General features: G+C 37.5%; 10 protein-coding genes. 2 read left to right on the forward strand and 8 right to left on the reverse strand.

Annotation, left to right across the window (positions count from 1 at the left end; all coding sequences use genetic code 11):
• Positions 1–1,005 (reverse strand): transglutaminase domain-containing protein, encoded by a 1,005-nt coding sequence (locus ABVM52_RS11330; RefSeq protein ID WP_405380553.1) that lies wholly within the window; start codon positions 1,003–1,005, stop codon positions 1–3.
• A complete protein-coding gene (locus ABVM52_RS11335) occupies positions 1,002–1,736 on the reverse strand; it encodes a carboxypeptidase-like regulatory domain-containing protein (protein ID WP_405380555.1) in 735 nt (244 codons plus the stop codon). The genes ABVM52_RS11330 and ABVM52_RS11335 overlap by 4 nt, the downstream gene beginning before the upstream one ends.
• A gap of 269 nt (positions 1,737–2,005) precedes the next feature.
• On the opposite strand from ABVM52_RS11335, the gene ABVM52_RS11340 reads away from it, so the two are divergent.
• The gene (locus ABVM52_RS11340; RefSeq protein ID WP_405380557.1) at positions 2,006–4,054 is read left to right on the forward strand and encodes a M13 family metallopeptidase; all 2,049 of its coding nucleotides are present in this window, start codon (positions 2,006–2,008) and stop codon (positions 4,052–4,054) included.
• 166 nt (positions 4,055–4,220) lie between these two features.
• Here the strand turns inward: ABVM52_RS11340 and ABVM52_RS11345 are convergent, their stop codons facing one another.
• The 6 genes from ABVM52_RS11345 to ABVM52_RS11370 form a co-directional block, all read right to left on the reverse strand.
• The gene (locus ABVM52_RS11345) at positions 4,221–10,271 is read right to left on the reverse strand and encodes an alpha-2-macroglobulin family protein (protein ID WP_405380559.1); all 6,051 of its coding nucleotides are present in this window, start codon (positions 10,269–10,271) and stop codon (positions 4,221–4,223) included.
• A gap of 368 nt (positions 10,272–10,639) precedes the next feature.
• Entirely contained in the window at positions 10,640–11,425 is a 786-nt protein-coding gene (locus tag ABVM52_RS11350) for an SDR family oxidoreductase (RefSeq protein ID WP_405380561.1), read from the reverse strand.
• A gap of 67 nt (positions 11,426–11,492) precedes the next feature.
• The gene (locus ABVM52_RS11355) at positions 11,493–11,810 is read right to left on the reverse strand and encodes a cupin domain-containing protein (protein ID WP_405380563.1); all 318 of its coding nucleotides are present in this window, start codon (positions 11,808–11,810) and stop codon (positions 11,493–11,495) included.
• A gap of 98 nt (positions 11,811–11,908) precedes the next feature.
• Positions 11,909–14,092, reverse strand: coding sequence for an OmpA family protein (locus ABVM52_RS11360; protein ID WP_405380565.1), 2,184 nt, complete (start codon positions 14,090–14,092; stop codon positions 11,909–11,911).
• Between the two features lies 1 nt (position 14,093).
• Positions 14,094–15,044, reverse strand: coding sequence for a type IX secretion system membrane protein PorP/SprF (locus ABVM52_RS11365; protein ID WP_405380566.1), 951 nt, complete (start codon positions 15,042–15,044; stop codon positions 14,094–14,096).
• A 3-nt stretch (positions 15,045–15,047) separates the two neighbouring features.
• Positions 15,048–17,903, reverse strand: coding sequence for a gliding motility-associated C-terminal domain-containing protein (locus ABVM52_RS11370; RefSeq protein ID WP_405380568.1), 2,856 nt, complete (start codon positions 17,901–17,903; stop codon positions 15,048–15,050).
• Positions 17,904–18,154: 251 nt separating this feature from the next.
• Between ABVM52_RS11370 and ABVM52_RS11375 the strand changes: the two genes are divergently transcribed.
• Positions 18,155–19,510 carry a UDP-N-acetylmuramate--L-alanine ligase gene (locus ABVM52_RS11375; RefSeq protein ID WP_405380570.1) on the forward strand — a complete coding sequence of 452 codons (1,356 nt, stop codon included), beginning with the start codon at positions 18,155–18,157 and terminating at the stop codon, positions 19,508–19,510.
• Positions 19,511–19,544 lie beyond the last annotated feature (34 nt).

The raw sequence follows: 19,544 nt of genomic DNA on the forward strand, positions 1-19,544 counted from the left end.
TTACTTTACTTTAATGACATAAGTGGCTATAAGATAGTCTTTGGTCGAAATATGAACATCATAAAGTCCTTTTTTAGTAAACGTTTGCTGTAAGCTAATCTCGTTCTCTTTTCTACTATTTTCAGGAGTAACGATTTTTTGACCGCCTCCCTTATTCAGTAATAAATGTATTTCATCATTGAACAATTCAGGGACTTTTAATTTGAACGTTACCGCAGTTCCTTTTGTAATTTGATGATGCATGCGCTCTGGGGCTATGGGAATAATAGGCGCTAAAAATGCTTCCTTATAAACTACCGGTGCATTGATAAACGTTTTAAAAGCATCATCGTTAGGGCTGTGGGTGGTATCTTTTTCAATTGGGAAATGGTTTTTTGCAAACAGTGTGGGTTCCGCAAGAAAATAGCCATCAAAGTAATTTGCATTGAACATAGGTTCACCGTTTAAGATGACAGTTTCTCCTGCAGACCAAGTTGCATCGCACCAGTACCAAGTATCGTTTATTTTTATTCTGTTCCAAGAATGATTGGGTGCACTATCTTCTTCTAAACGTAATGTAGGCGTTCGTCCGTAACCATCTACAATATCACACTCAAATCCTGCTAAATTTATCATTTCCTTTACCAGGTAGGCGTAGCCTGTACAAGCCGTTTTTTTATTTTCCAGTAAAGCTTTAAACACTTTTGGAGTTCTGGCTGTATTCCAATCTAAAAAAGCTTGCCGGTCCTTAGCAAGCCTTTTTCTTTTGTGGCTTATTTTTTGGTAAGACGAATAATCATTTTCAATGTTAGTGCCGATCCAAGTATAAATAGCCCTTATTTTTTCAACATCGGTTGGTAACGATGCTGTTAGATTATAGGTAAGTACAGGCAAGTTTGTTAGGCTTGCACCTGTATAATTCTGTGCAATACTATCCGCTTTTTTAAAATCTATTTCAGAGAAATCTGATCGTTGGGCAAAACAGGAAATTGAAAGTAATAATGTTGCTAAGAGAACAATTTTCATTTTTTAAAAATGTCTGCAATCTTCTGAAAAATGTTTCTTTTGCTGGTGTAGGCTCCTGTAATAACAACTTCGCCCATTAACTCCACATCGTAAGTGTCAAAAGAAATATTGATATCAATATTGGAATTTCCACTTGCTTCTACTTTATACGTTTTGGTTTCGTAACCAATAAAACTAAAGACTAAAATGTCATTTTCTGCCAATTGTTGGGGAAATTCAAACTTACCATCAAAATCGGTTTGGGTACCAATGGCTGTTCCTTTTAAAACAACATTTACACCGGGTAAGGGTTCGTTAGCCTCATCTACAATGCTACCTGTTACCGTGTATTTTTCTTGAACGGTTTCAACATACGAGGAGATATCGCCCATAATATTAGAAGTGGTTATCTCAATCGGTGTTTCAGTGCTTGCTGTTCCTTGTGCCGATACATTCGTCGCGCAAAGTGCCAATAATGAAAAGCCCATCATTGCTATTCCTTTGTGAAGTATAGTATTGTTCATTGTATGTAATGTGTTAGTTTCATACGTTTTAAGTTGTGATGCCTTAAACATACCACATGTATTTTTATTAAAGCTCAAATGCTTTATAAGCTCAGGGTCAGATAACTTGGTGAAATCTATAACTTCTTTTTCACAGCTTTGGCAAAATCCTCCTTTTTCGGTTTTATTAAAATTACTAAATTTTTCTTTGCATGGTTCTTTTACGGCAAGGGTGAATGTACTTTTCATAATGTTATGGTTTTAAATCTATATCTCTAAAGTATGTTGGAACCCGGTCTTTTGAAATGAACAATGAGTGTATAAGTGGTTTCAGTGAGTTAACAACATATAGTGCTGTTTTATTGATCAATTATTTTGAATACAAATGATTAAATATCAGAGGTTAAGGATGGTGGTAAATAGTGAAATAAATATGTTTAGAATAAAATCCTGTTATTTTTGTAACAAAACTCAAAACGAGCGTCGTATAGACCGACACGTTTAAAATTAACTCACAAATGAAAAAAGTGTATTTATTGGCTGCCGGTTTGGTAGCCCTGGCTTCTTGTAAAGAAGAAGCGAAACCTACTGCTGAGGCAGAAAAAATTCCTGGTATCGTTCTCGCCAATATGGATACCACCCAAAACCCAAAATCAGATTTCTATAATTATGTGAATGGAAATTGGATGAAGTTTACAGAAATACCAGATGATAGAACCAGTTGGGGAGGTTTTAGCGTACTTCGTAAATCTACAGATGACGATGTATTGAAGATTTTGGCTACGGCTAAGGAAAGTGGTAATTACGCCGCAGATACCGATCAAGCCAAGGCATTGGCAATTTTTGATACTAAGTTGGATACCGCCGCTAGAAATAAAGCGGGTATTGCTCCGTTAGATGAGGCTTTCGAAGCTATTGCTTCTGTTAAAAATTTGAATGACCTACAAACTGTTATCGCTAAAAATGCTGCAGTTTCTACACCGTTTATAAGTATTGATGCAGGTGCTGATTTAAATAATAGTAGCATGAACGCCGTGTATTTAGGTGCCAACGGATTAGGATTGCCAGATCGTGATTTCTACTTTGATGAAGATGAGAAATCTGTAGAAATTCGTGAAGAATACAAGAAGCACGTATCTAGAATGTTACAGAAACTTGGAGATACTGAAGCTGAGGCTACTAAGGCTGCCGATAAAATTCTTGCTTTGGAAACACAATTGGCAGAACCACGTTTAAACAAGGTTGAGCGTAGAGATGCTAGAAATTATAACAACCCAAGAACTATTGCCGAGGTTGATAAAATGTTGTCTACCATTGACATGAATAAGTTGATATCGGACCTGGGAATCACTAAAAAATTTGATACGCTTTTGGTAACGCAATTGAGATATACGGAGTATTTGGACAAGTTCTTAGAAACGACTCCGATCGAGGATATTAAAACTTTGGTTAGATGGGATACGTTCAACAATGCTGCCGGTAGATTAACAACAGATATTGAAACTGCCAATTGGGAGTTTTATAGCAAGTTCTTAAGAGGTGCTAAAGAACAACGCCCAGCAGATGAGCGTGCGTTGGCTACGGTAAACGGTACTGTTGGTGAAGCACTTGGACAGTTGTATGTTGATGCTAAGTTTCCGCCAGAGGCAAAGGCAAAGGCAGAGCTAATGATCGCTAACGTTATAGATGCTTTTAAGGAACGTATTTCTGTTTTGGATTGGATGAGCGATTCTACGAAAACAAAAGCAATTGAAAAGTTAGATAAGTTTACCGTGAAAATTGCATATCCCGATAAATGGGAAGATTATTCTACTATGGAAGTTTCTGGAGATAAGTCTTATTTTGAAAATATGACCGCAGTAGATAAATGGGGAGAATTAAAAAACTTCGCTGAAATAGGTGAGCCTGTCGATAAAACTAAATGGGGAATGTCTCCACAGACCGTAAATGCATATTTTAACCCATTGAACAACGAGATTGTTTTTCCTGCAGCAATTTTGCAACCTCCTTTCTATAACTATACCGCTGATGAAGCTGTAAATTATGGAGGTATAGGTGCTGTTATCGGTCATGAAATTTCTCATGCTTTTGATGACAGTGGCTCTCGTTTTGATGCTGATGGAAATCTTAAAAACTGGTGGACAGAGGAAGATTTAAAAGCTTTTACAGAAAGAGCAGATGCATTAGCCGTACAATACGATAGTGTTATGGTATTGCCAGATGTTTACGTGAACGGTAAATTTACCTTAGGTGAGAATATTGGTGACTTAGGCGGATTGTTAGGTGCTTATGACGGTTTACAGAAATACTATGAAGAAAACGGTCGTCCGGAGGATATTGATGGTTTCACCGCAGAGCAGCGTTTCTTTATGTCTTGGGCTACAGTTTGGAGAACAAAAAGTAGAGATGAGGCTTTGAGAACACAGATCAAAACTGACCCACATTCTCCTGGTATGGTAAGAGCTACGCAGCCATTATTGAACATTCAAGCGTTTTACGATGCTTTTGATATCAAAGAAGGTGATGATATGTACCTTGCTCCAGAAAAGAGAGTTCATATTTGGTAAACTATTTTTAGTATAATAGAAAAGTGCGCTACAATGTAGCGCACTTTTTTTGTTTTAGTTCGTCATTGCGAGGAGTTTTTCGCGACGAAGCAATTTGTCTGTTCATGTTTGCGAGTTAATTTTAGTCAGTTAACAAACAGATTACTTCACTACGTTCGTAATGAGGTTAATTTTCTACAGAAACTCGTACTCCTTCACTATGACTAGTAAATTCTGGGGCGTACATGCTTTCAATTGTTGTAATACCGTTACTGAAATTACCTGAATTGTTTACCCGTACATCATATTCAAAGACATAGACGCCTTTTGGTAAATAGTCAAAAAAGAAATTGGTGCTAGCATCTTTCGTGCTTTCGTAATACCCCAATCCGTCTTGCCATTTATATCTAGAAATTACGTTAACGGGCTCAAAACCTGCCGCTCTCATATCTTTCATATGTATAAACTCCATATCTCTGTCCGATCGTAGCTCTATTCTTATTTTAACCAAATCTCCTACTTTTAAAGCAGTATTATCCATTACTTCGGAAATTACTTCCCCAGTATCGGTATTCTTCTTCAAAAAGATTTTTTTCTTTAATTGTAGTGGAGTCTCTGCACTGGTTATTTTGTCCAAATCCTCAAAATATTGCCAGTACAATGCGCCCCAAGCTATACCGTTTCCTTTTTTACTTATTTGTACTTCGCCCATTTTAGGAGTTATTTCGGCAGTATTCCAAGAAGTTTTAAAATACCCTGTGCCTGCTTCAATTTTAACATCCTCCAATGTAGAAGGCTCCAATTGTTCCCCTCCAATCAAGACATCGACTGCATCGGTTACCGATAACCAATTGCTTCCTTGCAATAGCAATGCATACACTGCTTCGGTAGTTGCTTTGGTGGTGCTCCATTGGTTGGTCTGCTTATTTTTTAATAACCAGATTTTAAGATTATCTATAGTCTCAATATCGGTAGGTCGAATTTCAGAAAATGCTTCAATCAATAAAGCTTGTGTTTCTATAGGTGCTTGATGCCAAAACCAAGAACTGGTATTGCTTTTCCAGTACATGCCCAATTCATCATTGGTAATGCTATTTTCTTCTAAAGCCTGAATTATTTTTGAAGCTGTTTTTGTATCATCCGTTCTTTGAAATGTTAATGCTAACATTCCTTGGGCATACAATCCTCTTTTTGTCCAGTATTTTTTGGCTTGTTCAATATAATAAGCAATGATTTTGTCTACTTTTTTAGACGTTTCAATATCTTTGAAGAAGCTTCTCATGTATAAATAATGAACCTGATTTGCACTTAGGTGGTCATCATTTATATTAGAGGTATGTTTCTTCATCTCTTCATATTCCTTAACGAATTCGTTATCGAGATAGTCAATTGCTTTTCTAATCATTTCTGATTTAGAATTGAATGAAATTGATAAATCATCTGTATTGGTGTCTTCAGAGGTAGTTAATTTGTTCAAATGCCCCATGCCCGTAACGATATGTTGGGTAATATATCTGTTATCTGGTCCACCGTTGAACCATGCCCAAGCTCCGTTTGAATTCTGATTCTGAATAAGCTTGTTCAAAGCCGATTGCTGCTCGTTTTTCATTTTGTTTATATTGAACAACAAGCCTATTCTTTTCTTTTGCTCGCTTTCAGATTGTGCATCTCGTAACCAAGGTGTTTCTTGAACTAATAAAGACTTTAATTCTTCATTCTTTTCAAGATTGCTCAATAAGGCATCAGAACTTGCCCATTGATCGAACACTTCTTGTATTCTTGGGTTACTATTGGCTATATAACTTGCTAGTGAATTGGCATAGTATCTTGAGAACGTTTGCTCGTTGCAATCATAAGGGTACTCCATTAAGTAAGGCAAGGCTTGTACTGCATACCACGCAGGATTGGAAGTCATCTCCAAAGTCAGTTTGTGATGTTTTAAAGACGCCGAATTCGTGTTCTTTAATTTATCAAGAGTTAACGTTTTGGTTTGATTACTACGAACCCACATGGGTAAGGTTTCGGTTACTAATGTTCTGTTAGACAAAACGGGCAACATATTTTGTTCACCATCGGAGAAATCACCAGCTTTTGCAATGACTTTGTATTGAACAGTTTGCAATCCTTCAGGTATTTTAAGACGCCAAGAAACTTGGGTGTTTCCCATAGTGTCTACTTCAAAGGATTTTGCTTCAAGAATATCTGGCGATTCCATCAATTCTTTAGTAATATCTGTACCAGTTAGTCCATCTGTCAGTTCTAACTTTGCCTGACCGGATAATAATTTTTGTGTTAAATTGGAAATTTTGGTGCTTATGGTAATGGTGTCCCCTTCACGTAAAAAGCGAGGAGCATTTGGTATGACCATTAACTCTTTCTGGGTGACGGTATTTAATTTGGTAATACTACTTTCCAGTTCTTTGGTATGCGCCAAAAGTTGTACGTTCCAACGGGTCAAAGCTTCAGGAGAAGTGAAGTTGAACGAAACATTTCCTTCTTTATCAGTCTTTAATTGGGGAAAGAAGAAAGCGGTTTCTTGAAGATTCTTTCTAATTTTTACTGATTCAAAATCTGTTTGTAGCGTTTCTTCTGTTTCTGCTTTGGGATCCGTAATATCAACCCCCGCAACTTTTCCGGATAACTCACTTTCTACATCATTAGCTGCATAACCAACAGTAACCACTTCTTCTAACATGGCATTATCCGTCATCATGCCTGTTGGTGCGGCCGATCTAGATATTTTTCGTGATTCAAAGAAATTACCGAAATTTCCAAAATTTAGACCAAACATATCAAAAGCATCAAATTGTATATTTGGATATTTATGGTTGGTATTGTGCGCAAATGTTTGGAAGTCAATAGTAGAAAAACTTCTGTACGCATTTACTCTTCTTTGCGAATAATAATTTGGCTTGCTTAACGGATTAAAATACCAAGCGTGGGGTTTAAACTGGTCTAAAGAAGCATCGTACATACTTGCTAATAGCTCGGCACTTACTTTTTCGCCTTTAGGTCCTTTTATTTTAAATGACCAAGTTTCTTCTGCACCAGGGGCAATTTTGTCCCTAAATGTCATGGTTTCTATTTGAAGATCGCTAGAAGGGTAGGGCACGGCAACCATATAATTACTCGCTTCAAAATCATTGGCAAATGCATAGCTATAGGATACCAAGAATCCGCCTAAATCATTTTCGGTAACAGGTACAGTAATGGTTTGGGAATTATTGTTGAGTGTAATTACTTTTTCCTTATAAACCTTTTGGTCTTTTTCGACCACAACGGTAATATTCAGATTTTCGGCACTGGAAAGAAAGGTAATCTGTGCCTTGTCTCCAACCTGGTATTGCTGCTTATCCGTTTTTATCTGGAACAATTGATTATCTGCCAGGGTATTTTCATTACCGGTAAAGGTAATGATGGCAACATCTTTCACTATTTGTCCAAATTTATCTTTTGAGGTCAGTTCTAGCTTGTATTTTCCAGACTCCCAATTTTTGGTTTTCCCGAAACTTATCTTATTTGATTCGCCAGTATCAAATTTAGATGACCAGACCATTTTTCCTTTTTCCCACTGGTTAGGGTCGTCCTCATTATTAAAGGCGTCATGCGGATAAAGAGTTTTGAATTCTTTTGGGGTAAAACCGGCATAGTCCGGTGCTGCCCAAGGTCTTTGGCGTAAAACCTGATTGGGTGCCTGTAGTTTGTATAAGCTTACTTCGCCACTGGCTGCCACAAATTGGCCATTTAAATTTGTACTCTCAATATTGAAGTCGTTATTTTTTAGAGTTTTGTCTATTGTATTGGCGACTATTACATCTACGTTCAATGCATGATAACCTACGGCTACATTGGTAACGGTGCTTCGTGTTTCGCCATTGATATCGGTAACATCGGCGGTAACTTCGTAGTTAAAAGTGGGTAGGTTTTCTTTTTTAATGCTATTGTCAGGTATCGCCTTAAAAGTGATTTCGTAATTACCGGATGCATCTGTAACGGTTTCCCCTTGTACAATTTCTTGAGAAGAACTATTAAAATATGGTCTGGACCAATAATACCAGAGGGGAAAATTCACCACACGTTTTACACGGTAAACTACTTTGGCATCTGAAATAACACTACCTGCATATGCCGTTGCCTTACCTTTAACACTGATACTGTCGTTTACTTTGTACGTCTCTGTAATCGGCTCAAAATTTGTTTCAAATTTTGGTCGTTTATACTCTTCTACAGATATATTGGTATATCCGTTAATATTTAATTTATCTGAATATGCGCGAATTGAAAACTGACCTGTAAGTCCGGAAGTTGGGAGCATGAATTCACCTGATACAGAACCATATTCGTTGGTCTTTAAATGAAGTGTTTCAATTTCTTGACCGTTTACGTCACTCAATGTTACTTGAACACTGGTGCTTTCTAAAATGTTGGATACCCCATCATCTTGACTAATGGCTATTCCTTTAAAAAAAACGGGCTGACCTGGTCTATAAATACTACGGTCGGTAAATAGAAAACACGAATAATTTATGTTAGCGCTATTCTGTTGGTAGCTTCTGCTGATATAATATTCGCCAAAATAGGCAGTGTTTTTATCTTTTTTGACAATGATGCTTACGTTGTTCCAATTGTTCTTGTTTTTTTCAATTGAAATAAATCCTGTTTTATCAGATACAAAAGATTCACTTTTTAATCCGTCTTGGTAGTTTTTACGGTAGCTCAATTGTATGGTGGCATTGGTAATGGGTTTCCCATTATTCCTATCGATTATCTGGTAATACTGATGTGTATTGGTTTGGGTTTCTACAATGGCGAAATCCGTTGCTTGTACCGTAGTGTAGCTAAAAACTGGTTTTTTCTCATTCGTAGATTCAGCTGCCAATATGTATACTCCGTTTTCTAGGGCAGGAAGCTTGATCTCTGTGCTATGTAATTGGTAATCATGCACTGTTTTTAAGTCTGCAGACCATGATTTGGATACCGGTAATTTTTTGATAAAGGATTCCTTTTCAGCATCCGGATACAACTCTTTTAATGTTTTAAGTTGTTTCTGTGTGATTTTATATGCATTTAAACTCAGGTTTTCAATAATCTTGTAATGGACCAAAAGCCTGCTGGTAGTTTGGGTTGGTATATGTTCCTCCGCTTTTAGACGTATTGATACTTCTTGAATTTGAGATTTTAAAGCCATACATTTTTCAGCCCCTAAACTATTGGGAAAACGTGCAATGACACTGTCGCAAAGATCAACGGCTTCTTTAAGTTTCCATTGATGGTCGGTTTGGGTTAAAGGCTCATAAGTTTGCCCTATTTTTTGGTAGTATTTAGCAATTTCATAGGTGTATAACCCAGAAAGCGGACTATGATTAATATGTTCTGCGGAGTTTTCAAGTACCTCTAAGAACAGGTTGTCCTTATTGCTGAATGTTGCATGACTATGAATAAAATTTAGCCGTTCAATATCAACGAATACCAAAGGATTCATATCTGGATTGCCAAAGTGAAACGCCACTAATTCTTGGTAAATGCCTAATGCCTTTGCTTGTAGCGATAGTGTACCCGTTTTATCAATACTTAAGAAGCTAGCCGTATATGCTTCACATAAAATCGCTTCATCTTCAATTTCAAAAGCATCGGCAGCTTTGTTAATATTGTTTTCGCTAGTGGTATAAAACTTTAAAGCGGTATGTGCCAATAGATCATATAGGGTGGGTCTGTATATTCTGCTTTCTTCTTCAGTATATAGTATTTCATCAAAATCTGAAATAGGTAAACTTTGGGTTTTCTCCGCATCATCTAACGATGCAGAAAAATGTATATCTATTTCCTTAAATAATGTATTAAGGTCCCAGGTTCTAAAATCTACGGAATCTACCTTGTTTTTCGTAGTTGTTCTATTGTAAAATCTATACCTGTTGTTTTGAAAATGTTGCCAGTATAAATTGGCTAAATGACTGTGTAGAATTTGTTTGGTAGGCGAATCTGCAATTTCAATTTCAGATTTGAATTCATTGATGATATTTAATTTGGCATTCTCTTCAAGCGTCATGGCGTAGTTAGACTTGTGAAGTAACGCCTTTATGGTCTGTATGCTGTTGTTCTCTTCTTTTGCTTTGGTAAATATATTTTCTACCAGTTTTAATGCAGATTTGGTTCTTTTTTCCTGCTCATGTGCATCAACTTGCTTCCAAAGTTGATTGTAGGCATCATTTTGCTGGGCATTACCAAATTGTGAACACATGAATACTGTTAAAATTAAATATAGTTTTTTCATCATAGTAAAATTACAATACAAAACTGTGCCAATTAAATTATTCAATCAATCTAAAATTAGTAAAAGGTATTTTTGGATTAGTGAGTATGACTATTTCTCCAAATTATATGGGTACGCCCTCTATATTTAGGGTGCTTAGCTAATTCAATAAACTCGGATGGATTTCTAAATAAAAAATGAAGGTATGCGAAGTGATCATTTCCTATTTTAGAATGATGTACTTTTTTACTGCTGTTTTTTCTTGTGCACAGCATTCATTAAGTGCATAAATAATTTTTATTACCCATGTAACATGTGGATTTCCAACAAACATGAACATAATTTCTTGAATGCGATTACATGGATTTTAAAAGTCCGCCATCTATAGGAATATTTGTTCCAGTTATGTATGCAGCATTGTCAGAGGCGAGAAAAGTGGCCAAATAACCATATTCCTTTGGGTCGCCTATACGTTTTAGAGCTACTTTGGACTCCATTTCCTCTCTTACCTGACTTTGCGGTATTCCTAGTTGCTCCGCTTTTTTTGCATTTAGCTGCGCAATACGATCGGTGTCAAAATATCCTGTTAAAACATTGTTTACCGTAATGTGGTATTGACCAACATCCGTAGCCAATGATTTTGCCCATGTGACCACTGCAGCACGTATAGAATTGGATAGTGCTAAATAGGATAACGGTTCTTTTACTGATACGGAGGCTACATTGATGATACGTCCCCAATTTTGTGATATCATATGTTGCATTGCCAATTCTGTAGTAAACACCACCGTTTTAAAAAGTAAATCAAAAGCTTCTTGATAATCTGGAACTTTTTTTTCCAACGTGGAACCTGCTGACGGACCTTGGGTATTATTGACCAAAATATCTACGGTATTATGATTGAAGTAGTTGCGCATAAGCTGCTGAAACCCATTAAAATCATTAAAATTTACCACTATAAATTGATGCTGTTGCCCTTGGTCAGTTGGTAGTTCGGCAACAATATTTTGTAGCTTTTCTTTACTGTGGGACATTAAGGTAACGCTTGCACCACTTGCAGCCAACTGCTGGGCAATTGCTTTGCCTATGCCACCACTACTACCACCCACCAATGCTTTTTTATCTTGTAAGGAAATGTTCATGTTCTAAGTTGTGTTTAGGGTTTGTAGTTGTCCTTTTTTTATTACAAATTGGGAATTGATTTACTGACTATCTGTATTCATCACGTGTAGGGCTAAATACATCCAATAATTTACAATCTGTCAAAGCTTTACCGCTATGTTTTTGATGAGGTGCAATAATGACAATATCTCCCGGACCGTAAATTTGGGTGTTGCCATCCAATGTAAATTCAAAATCACCCTCCATAACATGCATAATCTGTTCGTTCATATGGGCATGTTCCGGTACTACGGCATCTTTTTTTACCTCCCAGAATGCCAAACTCATATTTTGGGTATGTATTAATTTGCCATGATAGCCGGGCATAATTTCCTTAGAAGGAATATTGACAAGGTTTAAGCTCATAAAATGATGTTTTAGCATACTAAGATAAATTAAAGGATTACAAAAGAAAAGCCTCCTTGGGAATTCCAAGGAGGTTTTCTTTTTAACAGGTATATTCTTTATGGTTTTTCGCTGTTGTAATCCCAACCTATGACCACAAACTCGCACCTACGGTTCCATTCATGGTCCTCTTCGGTACAATCTTGCTCTGTGGCACATTTTACAATTGGCTTAGATTCCCCATATCCTTTAGATACGATCCTACCGGATTCAATACCGTTTTTAACTAAGAACTCCTTGGCGGAATCTGCACGTTTTTGAGAAAGGTCCTTATTATATTTTCCATTTCCCCTAATATCGGTATGGGTTCCTATTTCAATAATAATTCCCGGGTTGTTCTTCATTACATCTATGACCGTTTTTAAGCGCTCCCTAGATTCCCTTCTTAAGTACCAAAGGCTATAATCAAAATGAATTTCCTCTGTTTTAATTATAGTACGGTCGGTTTCCTTGACCAAGGCAGATTCATTGGCTAGGGCATTTTCTATTTTTTTGGCTATGGCCTGTTCTGTCCTAACTTTCTCTTGAAGGCGTTCTTTTGCCTTGCGCTCTTTTTCCTCTAAAGTACGCTGTGCCAATAGTTGTGCTGCCTTTTTTTCTTCCTCAAGTTTTTTAATGGCCAAGGCTTCCGCACGCGCTTTTTCTTCCGCTAGCTTTTTTTGCTCGGCAATGGCCTTGATTTTTTCACGCTCCGTTATGGAATATAAGTCCATGGACGCATCATTAGTGGCATTGCGTTCTTTATTGGTAATTATGTTTTTATTATTTGGTTCATAACCAGCTTTTTCCGCTTTTAGGGTATAGGCAGTTTCGCAATCGGCATTAAAATAAAATGCTCCATCTTCTTTGGTGGTAACCGTTTCAATGAGGTTGTTTGCATTATCCAAATATTGAACCCTTACCTGGGCAAGTGGTTGTTTGGTGGTGCGGTCGGTTATAATTCCTGTGATGAATTGTTTGCAATCTTCTATAATTAAATCTTTGGTAATGGTGAACTCATAAATATCATCACTGCCTTTTCCCGTGGGTCTATTAGACGCAAAGTATCCCGTTTTATTATCTCTGTTCAATACATAGGAAAAATCATCATAACCGCTGTTGACAGGTTGTCCCAAATTATCTGGTCGTTGCCATTTACCTTTAATATTTTTGGAAATAAAAACATCCAATAAGCCAAAACCTGGGTGTCCGTTAGACGAAAAATATAAAGTGCCATCTGGTGATAGAAAAGGAAATTGTTCCTTTTTATCGGTATTAATTATTGGCCCTAAATTTACAGGAGTACTAAAGGAATTGTCAGCCTGTATGGTAACTTCGTAAATATCGAACGAACCATAGCCACCTGGCCTGTCAGATGCAAAATACAGTTTTGTTCCGTTAGCATTAAGTGTTGGGTGTTCATTGGAATATTCATCACTATTAAAGGGTAGCTCCGTTATTTGCTTCCATTCGCCATTTTCTAAGCTTGCACGATAAATTTTTAGATTTGATATTTTCTTATCATCGGTCTTTCGCTTTCCATTTTTGAAATTGTTCCTGGTAAAATAAAGGGTTTTACCATCAGCTGATATGGTAAACGGCCCTTCGTGTAAGCGTGAATTTACTTGCCCGTAAAGTTCACTACTTAAGCTATCTCCAAGCATTTGTTTATCTAACGGATGGGTGTAAATATCCAAGTAATGTTGGTTGTTCCACCTATAGGTTTTTGAATTCGATTTTTTATGCGTGGCCGTATACCAAAGTTCATTACCAATTTGCATGGCACCAAATTCTGATGTTCCCGTATTCAAGGCACTGTTTTCAATATCAAAACGCTCGCCTATTGCTTTTACATTTTCAAGATATGTAGAAGATTCCCTTAATCGTTGCAAATTATCGGACTGTCCTTTTTTTGAATAATAATCACTCAGCACTTTTTCTGCTTCATCATATTCGCCTATGGCCTTTAAAGATTGATTTAATCTAAAATAGTAGACTTCATCAACGGATTCTCCATAATTGGAAATTAGATAGCGATACCAACGTGCAGCGGCATTTACGTTAAATGTATGATAGTATGCATCTGCCAAATTGGCTATGAGTATTTTACTCTTATTAGCAGGTAAAGCTGCTTCATATAGTGCTATGGCATCTGCATAATGGGCTTTTTCAAAAAGATCATTGGCTCGTTTTACGTCTTGTTGCGCCCAAGTGCTCTGTAAAACTCCAAATACTGCGATAAATGTTAGTAGTATATTTTTCATTTTAGTAGAATCTAGGAGATTTGTCATAGCCCTTTTTAAGTCCCCAAAGGTCTAAATTGAACAATACGAATATTTCATGTGAACCATCATTGAACGCCCCAAGGTTAGATAGAGTGTAGTCATAGGCATATCCAATTCGTATTGCAGGTACAACGGCAATATTGAACATGGCACTTACAGAATCATCTAAACGATAAGACACACCACCCTCAAAACGGTTATTGAACAACGCGTTCAAGGAAATGTCTGCCGTAATTGGTGCTCCTTTTACCTTTTTAGTCAAAATGGAGGGTTTTAATTTTAAATCTGAATTGATCTGGAAAACGTAGCCGGCCATTCCGAAAAAATGTATGGCTTCTGCACCTAGTCTAGTTATACCATCCTTGTTTTCAATATGTTTTGAGGTCAAAACATTAGGAATGGATACACCGGCATAAAATTTCTCTCTTGTATAAAAAGCTCCAATGCCCACATTGGGGAAGGTATTGTTTATGTTTTCGTTAAAAGCCGGGTCATCTTGTACTTCGGGTAATCTAAATCCGTTAAAATTGGTTTCAAATGTAGTGACCCCTCCTTTTAGACCTAAACTCAAATTACTTTTTTCGGTGAGCTTAAGAATGTATGCAAAATCTACATAGATGTTATTTTCTTTTAATGAACCATCGCCAATATCATCCGATATTATTGAGGCGCCCATTTCAATTTTCTCTGAAAACGGTGTATGGGCAAAAAATGTTAGAGTTTTTGGCGCACCAACTGCATTTTCCCATTGGGTTCTATACAACGTTCCAAAATTCAGCATGCCCGGTTGGTTGGTTGTATAGGCAGGGTTCACCACGTTCATATTGTACATATACTGGGTATACTGTGGATCTTGTTGGCCATAAGTTTTACTAAGGAAGAGCAGCATTAGCATGCAAATAATCCTTAGGTTATGTATTTTGTTTTGCATGGATTATCTGTTTAAATAAAATCTTCCTTGTACAGGTTCTAAATTGTCTTTGTTGTAATTGATGATATAAAAATAGACTCCGTTCGGTGCCATAGAAGACCCGTTACTACCGTCCCAAGCAGGATTGTTTCTGTCACCTCTAAATAGGGTAGTACCGTATCGGTTTAAGATTTCTATTGTGTAATCAGGAAATATGGTTTCTATATTTGGAACAAAGAAGGTATCGTTACGGTTGTCTGCGTTGGGCGAAAATCCGTCAGGGATAAAAAAATCATAATTTTCTGGATCGCAATTGCTCAACTCTACGTCTACAGGAACACGGGTTGCAGAGGTGCATCCGGTTGTGGCATTGTAATTTTCTGCATAATATATAGTGTTGGTAATTAATAGAACATCATTGGTAAGAGCTGTTCCGCCAGTTTCAACGGTATACCAAAAAACGTCATTGTCCACTTCGTTTTCTAGTGCCCTAAGTTCCAGTATTGTTGGGTTATCTAATCCGCAAGCAATTAAGGATGTTGCTGATAACTCCGTAGGTGCAACAGAAATTACCGTTGGTGTTATTTCTAATCGCTCTGTGCTTGTACAATTTTGTTCATTGTTTATTGCAGCAAAATATGATTGGCCATCCACTAATATTGTTGATGCCTCTAATGCGTTCCCATTAACGGCAGCATCAAACCAAACAATGGTACTTCCTATAGGCGCGTCTATTACAATATTTGATAGTGTAGGGTTTTCTTCTGCACAAAACAACGGTGTGGTATTAGAACTTGTTGGTCCATCAGGATTACTAAGTAGTACCGTTACCTGTACCCTATTGGACCCCTCACAATTATTTGCCGGGTCGGTGTTGGATATAAAATAATCCTCACCGCTTTCAAGTAAGGTGGTTATGGGTAAAATGTCGTTGTCAGTTTCCGTAGCATAGAATAAAAGGTCGCCAGAGGCGGTAACCTCAATATCCATTAACGTTGGTTCGCTTGAAAAATCGCTTAAACAGAAGGTTTGATTGGGAGCGGCCTGTGGTGGTTCTGGTACGCCACCTCTTGAAAAATTTTCAAACTCTTCAAACTCAAAAATAAGCCTACATGGAGTGGTGTCGTTCTGCGTGCTTCTAACACTTGCAATATAATTTCCTACAGGCAATGCGTCTACATCAATTTGATAATCTGCTGTTCCTCCCGTAAAATTAATGGTATTGGTCGTTAGGACAGTATTGGAATTTATTTCAGTGACATCATAGGTAATGGTATAGGTACCATTGCTCAATATAGGGGCGTCTATTAATACGTCTATTTGTGTGGCATCGCAGTTATTGTCTACTAGCAAATCTAATGTAATGGCACTTGGTACCGGGGTTACGGTAATGGTGTCGCTAATAGGGCAATTGGTTGAAAATGTGTTGGCAATAGAGAAAATGGCCTCATAGGGCCCATCTTCCGTGAAATTACTACGGGGTAGATTCAAAGAGGCGCTACCATTGGTAAATAGCAGTTCAATATTAGTAAAATTGGCACTGCTTCCATCTGGTTGTACTAAAGTATAATCCATATTAAAAGTTCCGTTGGCCAAGTTTCCAGTTGCATCTAAAATTGTGGTAAAATTTGCCGTAGTATCATTATCTACACAAATATCCTGTATGCTTACACTAGAATCTGCCACTAGAAAGGTAGTGGCGGGTACAATTACCGTAGGGCATACGTCTCGTAAAGGGTTTATGCTTATAGCATTAATTATATCTAGGCTAAGCATTTGGTTTACGGGTACAAGACCAGAATCAATGGTAAAGCTACCGTTCCCATCTATCAACGTAGCATTTGCCTCACCTCTTGCACCGTCAACGGTATACGTTAATATGAATTCTCCATTATGTAATATAGTATCGTCATAGGATAAATCAACAACATAGCTTGATCCAAAACATACATTATCCGTAGATATTTCCCCATCTAAAACAGGTAATATGTTTATGTTTACCACAGATGATCGCTCTTGGCATATAGGATGGCTAGGATAAACGGTATAGGTAAACGAATAGGTGCCATAGCCAAAATTTTCATTAATTTCTTGAATATTTATGAAAGAATCGTTTAGGTCACTTAATTGGTTTGTGCCGTCTTCAGACCAGGTTCCGTTGGGGTCCGCATTTGTTAATCTACTGTTTAAATCAAGATTTGTATAGGCTGAGAAATCTTCGTTCGTGCAAAAAGTTAGGCTGCTGGGTATACCAGGGTTGGCCGCTGGGTGCACCTCTAAGATTACAGTAGATGTTCTACTGGCGCAACTGCTAACCTCTGCTACGGTATAGGTGAAAATGTAAATACCGGGACCTGCAGCCTGTGCGTTAAAATAATTATTTACTAGTTGATTGGTAACTGTACTGGGGTCCTCTTCCCATAACCCGTTAAAATCTTGTACTTTACCGTCGATATTACTGCCTAAAAAACCATGTAGGTTAACGCTGGAATCATCACTACAGGCATTGGCACTGCCATCTATATTATCTTCCCCAGGGTATCCGCCAAGGTTTATGGTTACTACTGCAGATTCGCCACAAGCATCATTGGTATAGGTAAAACGGTGTACACCGTAATTGTTTATCCTCCATAAATCTACAATACCTGTTGTTTGGTTCAGCGCCACAAAATTGGCAGGGTTTGTAGTGGACCAGCTACCACCGGTTGTGGGGCTTCCGCCCAATTGGGCAAAAAGGTCAAAATTTCTGTTGCCCACATCGTCGTCTTTGGTACATACATCTATTGTTGTATTTGTGCCAGCGCACTGTCCGTACATCAAACTAAAACCACTAAGGAATATGAATGATACAAGAAGGTACCTTAATTTTAGAATGTTCATTTAAGGGAATTGGTTGGTTGGTCTTGATTTCCGATATTAAAGATATTTCGTACATGTGGTGTGATAAAATATATGTTGTCAGTTGCTAGATTTGTAAGGTGAATACTATTAAAGATGGTTGTTAAATACGTTTGATGTCTGTATTGGGTGGGTCAAATCATAATTTCTTTAGCGAAAATAGTAGCATCTGTGTTCGGATAATTATCCGGTTTATGGGGACATTGGCTATCTTTGAAAACTAAAATTTAATAATGCGAATACATTTTATAGCAATTGGGGGGAGTGCAATGCATAATTTGGCACTTGCCTTGGCGCACAAGGGGTACCAAATAACGGGAAGTGATGATGTTATTTTTGAGCCTTCAAAATCCAGATTGCAGGCAAAAGGTTTATTGCCGGAAGAATTTGGTTGGTTCCCCAAAAAGATAGACACCGGTCTAGATGCTATAGTTTTGGGTATGCATGCAAAGGCGGACAATCCGGAATTGGTAAAGGCCCAAGAATTGGGACTTACCATTTATTCTTATCCAGAATTTCTTTACGAACAATCAAAGAATAAAACCAGGGTGGTCATAGGCGGCAGCCATGGCAAGACAACCATTACATCTATGATACTCCATGTACTTAATTTTCATGAAATTGATGTGGATTATATGGTAGGCGCTCAATTGGACGGATTTGACCGTATGGTACATTTAACGGAGCATAACGATTTTATAGTTTTGGAGGGTGATGAATATCTGTCCTCGCCCATAGATAGAAGGCCCAAGTTCCATTTATATCAACCTAACATAGCATTATTGAGCGGCATTGCTTGGGACCATATCAACGTTTTTCCCACCTTTGAAAATTATGTGGAGCAATTCAGCATTTTTGTGGACAGTATTGTTAAAGGAGGGTCTATTACCTACAACGAAGAGGATGAAAACGTAAAGGCAGTGGTAGAGGCCTCAGAAAATGCAATTAGAAAATTACCGTATTCCACTCCTGAATATAGTGTGGAAAATGGCGAAACTTTGCTAGAAACGTCAGAAGGGCCAATGCCTATAGAAGTTTTTGGCAAACATAACCTGAGCAATTTGGCCGGTGCTAAATGGATATGTCAGAATATGGGTGTGGATGAGGATGACTTCTATGAAGCCATTGCAACATTTAAAGGGGCTTCCAAGCGTTTGGAAAAAATAGCGGAAGGTCCTACTAGTATCGTTTATAAAGATTTTGCACATTCACCTAGTAAGGTGGCGGCCACTACCAAAGCCGTAAAGGAACAATATCCGGATAGAAAATTGATTGCATGTTTGGAACTACATACATATAGCAGTTTTAACCCAGAATTTTTAAAAGAGTATAAAGGAGCTTTGGATGCAGCAGATCAGGCCGTAATTTTCTTTCTGCCAGAATCTGTAGCAATCAAAAAATTGGAAGCGGTTACACCTGAACAAATTAGGGAAGCTTTTCAACGTAAAGATGTAGAAATTTTCACGGACGCAACTTCCTTTCATCAGTTTTTGGAAACTAGTACCTATGAAAATTCTACCCTACTTTTAATGAGTTCGGGAAATTATGGTGGTTTTCAGTTAGATAGATTAAAGGACCTTATGGTTTAGTTCTTTATAGATATTTAATACTGGTAGTAAATTA

The sequence above is a fragment of the Maribacter sp. LLG6340-A2 genome (assembly GCF_045057105.1).
Lineage (GTDB): Bacteria > Bacteroidota > Bacteroidia > Flavobacteriales > Flavobacteriaceae > Maribacter.

Excerpts from the sequence above, each read along its gene's own strand:
- ABVM52_RS11330 (WP_405380553.1), bottom strand. The coding sequence starts at position 1,005 with ATGAAAATTGTTCTCTTAGCAACATTATTACTTTCAATTTCCTGTTTT.
- ABVM52_RS11335 (WP_405380555.1), bottom strand. The coding sequence starts at position 1,736 with ATGAAAAGTACATTCACCCTTGCCGTAAAAGAACCATGCAAAGAAAAA.
- ABVM52_RS11360 (WP_405380565.1), bottom strand. The coding sequence starts at position 14,092 with ATGAAAAATATACTACTAACATTTATCGCAGTATTTGGAGTTTTACAG.
- ABVM52_RS11370 (WP_405380568.1), bottom strand. The coding sequence starts at position 17,903 with ATGAACATTCTAAAATTAAGGTACCTTCTTGTATCATTCATATTCCTT.
- ABVM52_RS11350 (WP_405380561.1), bottom strand. The coding sequence starts at position 11,425 with ATGAACATTTCCTTACAAGATAAAAAAGCATTGGTGGGTGGTAGTAGT.
- ABVM52_RS11345 (WP_405380559.1), bottom strand. The coding sequence starts at position 10,271 with ATGTGTTCACAATTTGGTAATGCCCAGCAAAATGATGCCTACAATCAA.
- ABVM52_RS11375 (WP_405380570.1), top strand. The coding sequence starts at position 18,155 with ATGCGAATACATTTTATAGCAATTGGGGGGAGTGCAATGCATAATTTG.
- ABVM52_RS11355 (WP_405380563.1), bottom strand. The coding sequence starts at position 11,810 with ATGAGCTTAAACCTTGTCAATATTCCTTCTAAGGAAATTATGCCCGGC.
- ABVM52_RS11340 (WP_405380557.1), top strand. The coding sequence starts at position 2,006 with ATGAAAAAAGTGTATTTATTGGCTGCCGGTTTGGTAGCCCTGGCTTCT.
- ABVM52_RS11365 (WP_405380566.1), bottom strand. The coding sequence starts at position 15,044 with ATGCAAAACAAAATACATAACCTAAGGATTATTTGCATGCTAATGCTG.